General features: G+C 40.6%; 8 protein-coding genes. 6 read left to right on the top strand and 2 right to left on the bottom strand.

Annotation, left to right across the window (positions count from 1 at the left end; translation table 11 throughout):
- Positions 1–57: 57 nt before the first annotated feature.
- Together FLL46_RS05885 and FLL46_RS05880 are read right to left on the bottom strand one after the other, a co-directional pair.
- Positions 58–1,662, bottom strand: coding sequence for an MFS transporter (locus tag FLL46_RS05885; RefSeq protein WP_142892542.1), 1,605 nt, complete (start codon positions 1,660–1,662; stop codon positions 58–60).
- 178 nt (positions 1,663–1,840) lie between these two features.
- Positions 1,841–3,088 (bottom strand): MFS transporter, encoded by a 1,248-nt coding sequence (locus tag FLL46_RS05880; RefSeq protein WP_142892541.1) that lies wholly within the window; start codon positions 3,086–3,088, stop codon positions 1,841–1,843.
- 326 nt (positions 3,089–3,414) lie between these two features.
- On the opposite strand from FLL46_RS05880, the gene FLL46_RS05875 reads away from it, so the two are divergent.
- The 6 genes from FLL46_RS05875 (at position 3,415) to FLL46_RS05850 (ending at position 11,911) form a co-directional block, all read left to right on the top strand.
- On the top strand, positions 3,415–5,208 hold the full coding sequence (locus tag FLL46_RS05875) for a histidine kinase (RefSeq protein WP_210418599.1): 1,794 nt from the start codon (positions 3,415–3,417) through the stop codon (positions 5,206–5,208).
- A gap of 24 nt (positions 5,209–5,232) precedes the next feature.
- Complete coding sequence (narL, locus tag FLL46_RS05870; protein WP_281281938.1) at positions 5,233–5,934, top strand: two-component system response regulator NarL; 702 nt, start codon at positions 5,233–5,235, stop codon at positions 5,932–5,934.
- Between the two features lie 168 nt (positions 5,935–6,102).
- Complete coding sequence (locus FLL46_RS05865; RefSeq protein ID WP_142892540.1) at positions 6,103–6,438, top strand: hypothetical protein; 336 nt, start codon at positions 6,103–6,105, stop codon at positions 6,436–6,438.
- 438 nt (positions 6,439–6,876) lie between these two features.
- Positions 6,877–8,139: an ABC transporter substrate-binding protein gene (locus FLL46_RS05860; RefSeq protein ID WP_142892539.1), complete on the top strand. Its 1,263-nt coding sequence runs from the start codon at positions 6,877–6,879 to the stop codon at positions 8,137–8,139.
- A gap of 10 nt (positions 8,140–8,149) precedes the next feature.
- Positions 8,150–10,744, top strand: coding sequence for a hybrid sensor histidine kinase/response regulator (locus FLL46_RS05855; protein WP_142892538.1), 2,595 nt, complete (start codon positions 8,150–8,152; stop codon positions 10,742–10,744).
- A 3-nt stretch (positions 10,745–10,747) separates the two neighbouring features.
- Entirely contained in the window at positions 10,748–11,911 is a 1,164-nt protein-coding gene (locus FLL46_RS05850) for an ABC transporter substrate-binding protein (RefSeq protein ID WP_142892537.1), read from the top strand.
- The last annotated feature ends 149 nt before the right edge of the window (positions 11,912–12,060 follow it).

Raw genomic sequence — 12,060 nt, 5'->3', positions numbered from 1 at the left:
TCGCGCTGCGAACAGCGCTCCTACAAATTTCGAATTCCTATTTTTTTATTTAATATTTTATGGATTATGGAATTCGGCCCCCTTTCTCAAATAAAACCACCAGTTAATTCCGATGCAAACCGCGTAGAAAGCAGCAAAACCTATTAATGCAACTTCGGGAGTGGTTAGCTTAATTTGCTCACCTAAAACTTTAGGAATGTAAAATGCACCGTAAGCTGCGATGGCTGATGTCCAACCTAAAACTGGACCCGCCTGTTCTTTATTAAACACCATTGAAATCGTTCTAAAAGTAGAACCATTGCCAATACCGGTAGCTGCAAATAAAACCAGAAACAAGATAAAGAAGGGAACAAAGAACTCTTCTGGCGTTGCAGAGCTGTAGGCAGCTTTCATGTAATAAGCAACACCCAAGGCACTCGCAACCATAACAATCGAACAAATCTGGGTCACTTTAGCGCCGCCCATTTTGTCTGCGATCCAGCCGCCAACCGGGCGAATTAAAGCGCCGATAAACGCGCCCATCCAGGCGAACATTAATGCGCTAGGTCCGTTCGCATTAACAGTGTCATGGGTCATCACACCATCAACCATGATATGTTGATAACCAAAGATGACTTTAATTGATAATGGAAAAGCTGCTGCAAAACCGATAAACGAACCGAAGGTCATGGTATAAATAATACTCATGACCCAAGTGTGCGGATTATTAAAAATTTTATATTGACGCTCCAGGTTTTCACTTATTTTTCCAGGTAGTAATTTTAAGAGCATTACCGTAGCACCAACGACGCCAACCAAAACTAACTCTTTAGGAACACCAAAGCCGGAGCCGTTAACATTTTCTGGCAACATTAACCACAAGCCAACAGTTGCAGCAGCGAAACCGATTAGCAACATAATCGTGATCATCGAGAAAGAAACAACTGGGTTTGGCAGGTCAGGTGTAACATGAGGCGCTTTTATGTTGTTCATGCCCCACCATCCAACAAGTGCTAATGGAATAAGAAAAAGAAGCCATACAAAACCCGCGTTGTGAATCCAGGCATCAGCGCCGGCAGGTATTTTTCCAATAAGTGTTCCTGAGGTATTTACAAGACTCATAGAGTCTCCGCCAAAGATACCGAACGTCATAACAAGTGGAACAAGTATTTGCATGGTCGTCACGCCAAAATTACCTAAACCAGCATTCAGCCCAAGCGCCAAGCCTTGTTGTTTTTTTGGATAGAAAAAGCTGATGTTTGACATTGAAGAAGCAAAGTTTCCGCCACCTAAACCAGACAACAACGCCAGCGCCTGAAATACCCACAGCGGTGTATTTTGATCTTGCAATGCAATCCCCGCTCCGGCAGCCGGTAACATCAATAAGGCAGTGGTGAAAACAATGGTGTTACGACCGCCGCACAAACGAATGAAAAAGCTACTCGGTATACGCAAAGTCGCGCCGGTTAATCCCGCAATAGCCATCAATGTAAATAACTCAGACTTCTCGAACGGGAAACCCAGGTTTAACATTTGTACTGTAATAATTCCCCAGTACAACCACACTGCGAAACCGCAGAGAAGACTCGGAATTGAAATCCATAGATTGCGACTGGCAATCTTTTTTCCTTCAGACTCCCAAAACTTAGAATCTTCGACATCCCACTTCTTGATATCTGACATTGTTTGCTCCAATGTTTAAAATTTAAATTTTTTTCTAAAGCAGAAGTTCCCAGTTTGTATCTACTTTAGTGAACTTTAAAAAATCCCCTCTCCCCAGCCCTCTCCCAAAGGGCGAGGGAGTTTAGTCCCCTCTCCTTTGAAGGAGAGGGTTAGGGAGAGGTAGAAAGCTTTTTTACAATTACAATATTTCGCTTTCTTTCTTCTGTTGAATGATTGAGTAGTTCATCCACAACATGCAGGCCGCAACCAATGCAAACAGCAACATGAAACATGAAGATCGAACATTGGTATAGTCTGATAAAATTCCAAAGAAAATAGGCAAGGTAAAGCCGCCCAGTCCACCAAGTACACCAACCATTCCGCCGACAGAACCCATATTATTTGGGTAGTAATCGTGTAGAATTTTGTAGACACTCGCCTTACCGAAACCCTGTGCAATGCCGACCACAAAAACCAATGCAGTGAAAATCCAGACACTTAGCCCTATATTAAAATTGATATTTCCTTCCACGCCTTTTACGGTGAAACTTGTTTCAGGATAAGAAAGGAAGAACAAACAGGCTGCTGAAATCCAGAAGACCCACCAGTTAACTGCTCTGGCGCCAACTTTGTCAGACACGTAACCACCTAGCGCCCGAATGAGTCCTGAGGGCAAAGTAAAAATTAAAGTAATGAAGGAAGCTGTTTTTAAATCAAGACCAAATTCGCCGATGTAGTACTTGGGTAACCAAAGCGCTAGCGCCACAAATCCACCGAAAACAAAGTAGTAGTACAATCCAAACCGCCACACTCGTAACTCTTTTAGCGGTGCAAGTTGCTCGGCCATTGATTTATGAGTACCAGAAGCTTTTCTTTTCTCCTGATGTGGATCGTTAAAAGTAAAAAACCAGAAAACAATCGCCATTATCGCCATAGCAATTGAGTATATTTTCGGTACCATTTGCCAGCCAGCAGCCACAACAATCATTGGCGCAACCAGGTTGGTAATAGCGGCTCCCGCGTTGCCCGCACCAAAAATTCCCATCGCGGTACCTTGTTTTTCTTTTTCAAACCAGGCAGAGGTATAAGCAATACCAATGGCGAATGAGCCACCGGCCAAACCAATAAATAATCCACTTAACAGGTATTGCCAGTATTGTGAGGCAAACGCTAAGCTATAAGTCGCCACGGCAACTAAAATCATTTGAATGAAAAAAACAATTCTTCCGCCAAAATGATCCGTTAGTATTCCTAATGGCAAACGCGTTAACGATCCCGTTAGAATTGGAGTTGCCACCAATATTCCAAACTCAGTATCGGTTAAGCCCAATTCCTGTTTTATTTTCACTCCAATAATCGAAAACATTGTCCACACCGCGAAGTTAAAGGCAAAAGCGGTGGTATTCATCGTTAAAACGGAATACTGCTTGGTTTTATAACTGGCCATTTAGTTATCCTCTAAATTTCTTTACGACACTTCGATTTCAAAACTTTGATTTCAAAACTTCGATTTAAAAATATCAGCCACACTGTTAGCTATCTTGATCTGGATCACTCCCCCGAATGCCTTTCCGTTGTCTAATAGGCACAACTACTACTAAAGTGGTAGACACACTTTTAAGGTAACAGCTTGTATTTATTGGTTATTTTTGTTTTCGAGTAAATATCTCTGTGGCACGCGAGTTGGTGAGACTATTTAGTGGTAGTTGTAAGTTTGTGACATGGCATCGCTGCTAAAATGGAGTTATCGCCAAAACCGGGTGGCATATTTCGATGACGATTAACAATGAGATGATGGCAAACCAGTCAATGACAAACACTCAAGATGAACTCGACAAGACAGTCGATCAAGAGGTTAAGTTTACTCACACTTCACTGGTTACTCGCGCCAGCCAGATAATGGCGATCATTGTCACTTTAGGGCTGGTTAGCATGGTTTCTTCTATGCTAGTAACGGAAAGCTTAAGCGGTGATGCTGCACAAATAAATAATGCTGGCGCTTTGCGTATGCACGCCATACGAATTTCTCGTGCGCACCTGTCTGATAAAAGCTCCGATAAAAATTTTATCCAAAAAGAAATTGCCGGTTTTGAAGAAAGGCTCAGTCATTTACTAAGCGGAGGTTTAACCAGCGCCAGAGAAAACCCTGATGTTGAAGCGCAATATCAACACATATTATCTTCATGGGAGAGACTGAAACAAACTGATATACCGACGCCTATTTTTTCCTTCGATCAGTTTGTTGCGTCGGTTGATCGGCTGGTTACCCTGTTGCAGACAGAGTCAGAAAAAAAATTGGAAATGCTTCGCCTAATTCAGGGAGCAAGCCTGTTTTTAGTAGTGATAATCGCTTTCGTTGTTTTATTCAGACTTAATCGGCTGGTTATTTCTCCCTTAAAACTTTTAGTCAAAGTTGCTTCTGAAGCAGGAAAAGGAAACTTTGATATTAAAGCCGATGATAGCAGCAATAATGAACTCGGCGTTCTGGCGCGCACGTTCAATAAAATGTCAGAGGAATTAAAATCAACTTATCAAGACTTTGAGAAACGTGTCGCCCAAAAAACCAGGCAGCTCACTCATAGCAATCAGTCACTAAAAGTTCTTTATCGCGGAGCCCGCAACCTGGCAACAAAAAATAATGCCGAAATTGATTCCGAGATTATTGCAGAGCTTGAGCGCGCTTTAGGTTATGGAAAAATAACAATAAAGCGAGTCTGTACGCCGCAAAACAAGCGCCTGATTGGTGTCATTACCCCCCATCAAAATATTAAGAACTATTGTTTTGCCAGTCAGCAGTTTCCGCTGGAGAAACAGACTCAGTTATTCGGTTACCTGGAATGGCAGGTTCCCAAAAACAAGGTCGCTGAAGAGTGGCAAACTCAAATGCTTCAGGCAATGGCAGACATCATCGCGACAGCATTTGAACTGGAGCAAAAAAGAAATACAGATAATCGTTTATTAATTGTGGAAGAGCGTGCAGTTATTGCCAGAGAGCTCCATGATTCGCTTGCTCAATCACTCTCTTATCTAAAAGTACAAATGAGCTTGTTGACTCGAAAAATGCAAAAAGAAGTTGCTAAAGAACAAGTGAGCGAAACGATTGACGATATCAAACAGGGCCTTAACAAAGCCTATCAACAACTCAGAGAGTTGCTAACCACATTCCGCCTGAAACTCGAAGACCCTTCGATTGAAAATGCCCTACAAGGAACGGTTACCGAGTTTAGCACTAAGTGCCATCATCCAATTGAACTCGATTTTCAGCTACCGCAAAATTATTTAACCGCCAACCAGGAAATTCACGTTTTACAGATCGCTCGCGAAGCTTTGTCTAACATTCAACGCCATGCACAGGCGCAACAGGCAAAAGTTTCTCTCTACCAAGAAAATGATCTCATCAAACTCGAAGTTTGGGATGATGGAATTGGGCTTCCCCATCAATTAGAGCAGCACGGACATTTTGGTCTGAACATTATGCAGGAAAGAGCCAAATCGCTCGGTGCGAAAATAGAATTTTTGTCAAAGAAGCCCAAAGGAACTCATGTCGTTGTTGAGTTTAAACACTAAACCAGGATAAGAAAGAGTCAATCAATGAGCAGCATGAACATAGCAGAGTTAAAATTAGATAGTTTGAAGGCAAATGACAATAGTACCGATCATTTCAGAATCATTCTCGTTGACGATCATCCAATGCTACGTAAAGGTGTCGCTCAGCTGATCGAACTTGAAGACAATCTCAAAGTAGTTGCTGAAGCCGGTTCTGGAGAAGAAGCCATTAGTCTGGCAATTGAACATAACCCAGATCTTATTTTGCTTGATCTCAACATGAAAGGGTTAAGCGGTATCGATACCTTAAATGCCTTAAAGCGAGCTAATGTGAGCAGCAAAGTGATTATCTTTAGCGTCTCGGATAGCGAATCAGATGTTTTAAGGGCATTGAAATCGGGGGTTGACGGATACATTTTAAAAGACTCAGAACCTGAAGAATTAATCGAAAAAATAAACCAGGCACTCAAGGGTGAGCTAGTCATTAGTAGCCCGCTGACTCAAATACTGGTTCGCTCTTTTCAAACAGAGTCTAAAGAAACCAATCTTGTTGATAAGCTTACCCATAGGGAATTCGAAACACTCAAGTACATTGCTTCAGGCAAGAGTAATAAGATGATAGCTAATAAACTGGGAATTGCTGAATCAACCGTTAAAGTACATGTTAAAAACCTGCTCAAGAAACTGGAATTGAAAACTCGCGTAGAGGCCGCTGTATGGGCCGTTGAAAACAACATTTCTTATTGAAAACCAAAGGTTAATAAAAACAGCTGACAACCAAGGACCTTAGCCATCAAACATTTCTTAGCCGTTAAAACACCTGGAAAATCGTCCTCGTCAGGCTTTTTTTGTCAACCAAATTGTTTCAGAGCCGTTATGGAGAACAAACCTAAAAACGACCAACAAGGAAATACCATGAAATTCCCAATAAAATCAGTTATACCAGCAAGCTTAGCAATCCTGTTGAGCAGTCAGACCTTTGCAGAAACGCCAAAACTGGATGCCCGCCAGGCGAATCAAAAAAACCGCATCATTCAAGGAATTGATTCAGGCGAACTCACGAAAAAAGAAGCCAACAGGCTTGTTCAGGGCCAGCGCGAATTGAACCGCATGGAAAAACGCGCCAAATCTGACGGCATAGTCACAAAAAAGGAAAAAGCAAGATTACACAACAAAGCAGATAAAGAATCTGCCAAAATAGCGAAAAACAAACATGACAGGCAAAAACGAGCAAAAGCTAAATCTCACTAAGCCAATCAAACAACAAAATACAGCGAAGCTAATTACTCAAGCTTATTTATTGATAATTAATCTGAGGTTAATTAGCTGACGCTTTGCTTTAACTATCAATAACTTATAGTTTTTCTGTGCCCCTGAAACCATCCTTTCTTAACGCTTCATGCTGCGGATGAAATGACCATAAATATCTTGCTTTCACTTTTCGTAACCCGCCTTAAAAAACACTTGTTATTACAAACAAAAAGTCATAAACATATTTAAACAAGATCTGCTGAGTCTTCTATACTTTTAGTAACGCCTTATAAGGTCAGTAGGTAAGCCGAATGGAGTCGCTAACAGATAGCTGAATCAATTCGGAGTATTGGCTCTTGAAAGAAACAAAAACATCAACTCAAGCGATTAAAACCAAAGGCAACACAAAATACCAAGCTCACAACAAAATCAATAACAATGCTAACTAACTTACTCACAAGTACTACCACCTCAATAAAGGGTGCACAATTTCTCGTTATCCAAACATTATTTACCACACAGAATAAAAAATTTGCTCGTGGAATGCCTATTACGATAAAAACCACTTTCAGAAGTATATTCCTCGTTTTCCTTAGCTCTCTGTTAATAGCTTGCTTCACTCCACCAGAAAATGACAAGCCGATCATTATCGGTTTATTGATCGATAAATCTACACCTGGTGGTCCGCCATCAATTAACGCAGCTAAACTCTACATCGACAAAATCAATGCACAGGGTGGTCTTAATACAGGAAAACAAAAAAGACAGTTAGAACTAGTTATAGAAGATACTTTAAACCAAAAAGATTCCGCAGTAGAGGCTGCAAGGCGCCTCATTTTTGAGCATAAAGTTACCGCAATAGTTGGTCCTAATATGAGTAGCACAGCCTATTCGGCATCAGCGGTGGCAGAATCTGCAGGACAATTAATGATTTCTCCTGGCGCAACATCAACCGTTGTTGATAAAAATAAAAAGTTCGTCTTCCGTATCGCGTTTAGTAATTCTGAACAAGGAAACCTGCTAGCTAAATTTGCCCAGCAAGAGCTTAGTCTCCCGAACACCGCCGTGCTATATAACATTGGAAATCCTTCCAGCCGAGTAGTTGCCGAGGCATTTAAAGAGCGCTATGTATCACTTGGTGGTAAAATTTCAGCTTTCGAATTCTATATTTCTGGCACCAAGGATTTCAGCAAACAAATATCACAAATACGTTTAGAAAATACGCAGGCAGTTCTGTTACCAAATGCAACAAAAGAAAGTAAAGCACAACTCGAAGGATTAAAACAATCGGGTTTTAAAGGGTTTATTTTAGGAAGTGATAATTGGAGCCCTCTTAAAGTTACTACTGACGAACAATTCAATGATGCCTATTATGCTCATCACTGGCACCCTGAGTATGCAAAATACAATAAGAAAGCCAAACAGTTCCTCGATGAATATCGGAGCAAGCATTCACAAGACCCAACAAGTATGTCCGCCTTAACCTATGATGCGTTGGGAATATTAGGTAAGGCAATTGAACACAGTTTTACCGCAAATACAGAAATTACTACAGCACTAAAATCGATTGGAGACTTTAGTGGTGTAACCGGAAAAATCAACCTGAATAAAAATAATAAGCATTATAAAAAACCAATCATTATCAATGTGAAAAATAACGCCAACAAAATCTATCGCTCACCTAACTGGGTGCTGGATTAAATTTGATATTATGAGTGAATTTCTTAAGCAAATTGGTAAAAATAGCCTTAAAGCGAAGGTTATTCTCTCTAACGCTTTACTCTTCTTATTCACCATCATCATTATTGGAAGCTTTGTTTTCGTTACCGCTAAAAGTACACTTCAACAAACAGTGTTCTCCCGACTTGAAGTTTCAATTGCCCTCAAGCAAGACTCGCTAAAATTATGGTTAGACGGATTAAAAACCGATTTGATTTGGTTATCCAAAATAAAAACACTCATTAACATTTCGAGCGAAATACTCAATACGAAAGGTGATAATGGTAGTTATCAAGAAAAATTAAAATCCCTACGCGAGCACTTGCTAGACTTAAAGCAGCTACAACATGATTGGCAAGAAGTTTTTCTGCTCGATCTTAACGGGAAAATTGTTGTTTCAACCGATCAGTCTCACGAAGGCGACTATCGAACGCTAGATAACTTTTTTGAAGAAGGTTTAAAAGCAGCTTTCATTCAAAAAATTTACCCGTCTCCTATTACCTATGGCCCAACAATAACAATATCAGCACCGCTTAAAAGCGAAACGGGTGCTTTGATTGGCGTTATCGCCATGCATGTTAACTTGAACAGAATTGACCAGATAATATTGGAAGAGACGGGTTTAGGAAAACTCGGTGAATCTTACCTTGTGGACAGGTATCGCGCTTTTGTTTCCGGCGAACGATTTGGACGCGATGAGTTTTTGCGCGGGGCCGAATCACTTGGCATCAATTTAGCCGTTGCTGGAAAAAGCGGCACTCGTTTATATGATAACTATCGAGGCGTCCCTGTCATTGGCAGTTTTCTCTGGGTTGATTCTTTAGACGCGGCGCTATTAGTCGAATTACCGCAAAGCATAGCATTTGAGCCAGCCCAAAAACTGGCAATTAACATTTTTGTTTTCGGCGTCATGGTCGTTGTTGCATTAGCTTTTTTAATTTATATCATAGCAAACCAACTCACTCGCCCATTAAAGAGCCTTACCAAAACAGTTACCAAAATAGCCGATGGCGATCTGGATGCTCGAGTGTCAATTAATTCGAGCGACGAAGCGGGTATTTTAGCCTCAACATTTAACCTGATGGCCGATAGATTAAAAGAGTCATACGATGACTTGCGCAACGCAAAGGAAAGAGCTGAAACTGCCACAATTGCGAAAAGTAATTTTATCGCGAACATGTCCCATGAAATCCGTACGCCGATGAATTCGATTCTTGGCTATTCCCAAATTCTTTTACGGAAAGACAACCTTGATGAAACAAGTAAAAATTTCCTTACGCGAATCGAATACGCAGGCAACCATTTACTCGAGCTGATCAATACCATCTTAGACATAAGCCGTATCGAGGCAGGAAAATCTATTTTAGATGAAACTTCATTTAGCCTGAATGGCATGATCAACGAATTGACGAGCATGTTTGAAGTCCGCTGTGATGAAAAAAATCTCAAATGGGCTGTAGTGAAAGATATCAAGCAGGACTTCGTTAGTAGCGACGAGTTAAAGCTTAAGCAAATTTTGATCAACTTGATCAATAACGCGATCAAGTTTACTCAATCAGGAGAAATCACCTTTACCCTCACACAGCAAGTTCCCGCAGAAATCGAAGAAATTGAACCTGCCCCCACAGAAGCAGACCTCAATCATCTCGAGTCACAATACTATTTTGAAATTAAAGATACTGGAACAGGCATAAGTCATCAGTCTCTTGAAAAAATATTTCAACCTTTCGAACAGGAATTCGAAGCAAACCAAAGTACAGGAACTGGCCTAGGGTTATCTATTGCCAGGCGATTAGCAAAAATGTTTGGCTCCTCAATTGAGGTCAAATCTGAAGTCAATCAAGGTAGCTCGTTCTATTTTAGCATTAACTTAAAACACGCCGAACCCGAAAAAACTTCCAGCCCTTCAATACTTAGCATTGATACACCGAAAGTTCATTTGGCTTTAGTTGTTGATGACCTGGAAGACAATCGGCTAATTCTTCGAACTTACCTGGACGAACTTGGCATTCAAGTGATTGAAGCGACTAACGGACAGGAGTTTCTAGACACACTGAAGGAGTATAATGATAAAGACGAAACCATTGATATCGTTTTTTTAGACATACGCATGCCGGTAATGGATGGAATCACAGCTTTCAATCTCCTTAAAAACGATCCAACCATTCAAACACCTCTTTGTTACGCGGTATCCGCCTCTACGCTATCTCACGAGAAACAAAATATTATCGATATTGGCTTTGACGGTTTTGTCGCTAAACCTGTTGATTTTGCGGATATTATCGAAGTGATTAATGAAATTACCAGCTCGCCGCCGACTCCGCACCAACTTAACGCAGCTGAAACTCAATCGGCCTCCAATTCGATTTCTCTAGAGTCCATCACGCTGCCACTTAATGTCATTAATTCAGCACTGGAAGCTTGTCGCCTTTACCATATAACCCAGTTGACTGAATGTATAGAAGAGATTTCTTCTCACGGAGAAGCAGGTGAATTATTAGCGGATAAATTGAAATTATTTTTAAGCGATTTGAATATGCTAGAAATCTCGCGAATACTTCAAAAACTCAAACGCATACAGGATTAGTCGGTGAGCATACCAGGAAATTTTAGCAAAAAAGGATATTTGATTTTCTATCTGTTACTAGTACTCGCTATCTCAGCCTGTCAGTTCGAAGCACAGGTAGAAGAAGTTAAAGTTGGCGTATTACACGGTAATCAATATTCCTGGCAAAAAAAAATTAAACCAACCATTGAGAACTTTATCAATAAGCAAAGTTATGAAATGCAGTGCCAACATAAAAAGAAGCTTAAAGTTATCTACAAAGATACATTATCAACGCAAGAAGGCGCTTACCAGGCCTTCAACGACCTAATCAACAATGAACATGTCAGCGTGATACTAGGACCTAATACTAGTGATACAGCTCTGCCATTAGCAGTGATAGCAGAACGGGCAAAGATTCCAATGATTTCAATCGGTTCTTCTCATCCAGAATTAACTAAAGATAAACAATATGTATTCCAGCTTGTCGTTGATAATCGCTCACAGGCGCAACTTCTCAGCCAACTGATTTATCAACAACTAAACTATCAAAGTGCGTCAGTCATCTATCGGGTAACAAGTGACTATAGTCGCGATTTCGTTGAAAACTTTACTCATTATTTTTCTGAAATGGGCGGGCAAATCAATCAGCAATTTGGATACAAACAACCTGATGATATCGACGCTCATTTAATTGAAGCGATCAAGAAGAACCAGCCCGATTTTATTCTACTTCCCAATTTTACTGAAGATATAAAAAAAATAGTCCCTCGTCTGATCAACTCCGGGGTAAAATCGACGCTGGTCGGTACTGACGCCTGGAATGTTCACCAACTAAAAAACTTCGATTTTATGGAAAACACTATCGCACTGGACCACTGGTATTCAAATACTTCGAAATACAAAGAAATAAATACGCACGAAAATCGTTCCAGAGCTGCTAATTTCGATCCAGCGGATCCCCATAGTATTTCTCCTATTACCCATGACACGATTGCACTGCTATGGCAAACTTTGTGTAGCTCACCGGAAACAACGAGTAAATCTTTGGTCGAGTATTTGCAAAAAGTAAGAAATTTTCAAGGAATAACGGGAACCATAAAACACTTTGAACAAGGAACACCGCTGCGTGATATGGTCATAGTCAAAATAAGCAATCGGCAAGTTAATCTCGATAAGACTATCTCGGTTGAATATCTAGCAGAGTAGGCATATTACCGATCATAAAACTTGACGGGAAATACTCACGATAACAAGCTAGAATTAGGTTATTAAAGCGCTATAGTCAGCATTTTGAAGTAGCATGGACTGATAGTTGGCAAAGAAAAATAAGCCAGATGATTTAACATTTCTATTTT

The sequence above is a fragment of the Aliikangiella coralliicola genome (assembly GCF_007004725.1).
In the GTDB taxonomy this organism is placed as follows: domain Bacteria; phylum Pseudomonadota; class Gammaproteobacteria; order Enterobacterales; family Kangiellaceae; genus Aliikangiella; species Aliikangiella coralliicola.
The sequence above is the reverse complement of the archived record's forward strand: the minus strand, read 5'-3'. Positions and strand labels throughout refer to the sequence as shown.

Coding starts and splice junctions, on each gene's coding strand:
- FLL46_RS05880 (WP_142892541.1), bottom strand. CDS start 3,088: ATGGCCAGTTATAAAACCAAGCAGTATTCCGTTTTAACGATGAATACC.
- FLL46_RS05860 (WP_142892539.1), top strand. CDS start 6,877: ATGCTAACTAACTTACTCACAAGTACTACCACCTCAATAAAGGGTGCA.
- FLL46_RS05885 (WP_142892542.1), bottom strand. CDS start 1,662: ATGTCAGATATCAAGAAGTGGGATGTCGAAGATTCTAAGTTTTGGGAG.
- narL (WP_281281938.1), top strand. CDS start 5,233: ATGAGCAGCATGAACATAGCAGAGTTAAAATTAGATAGTTTGAAGGCA.
- FLL46_RS05875 (WP_210418599.1), top strand. CDS start 3,415: ATGACGATTAACAATGAGATGATGGCAAACCAGTCAATGACAAACACT.
- FLL46_RS05865 (WP_142892540.1), top strand. CDS start 6,103: ATGAAATTCCCAATAAAATCAGTTATACCAGCAAGCTTAGCAATCCTG.
- FLL46_RS05855 (WP_142892538.1), top strand. CDS start 8,150: ATGAGTGAATTTCTTAAGCAAATTGGTAAAAATAGCCTTAAAGCGAAG.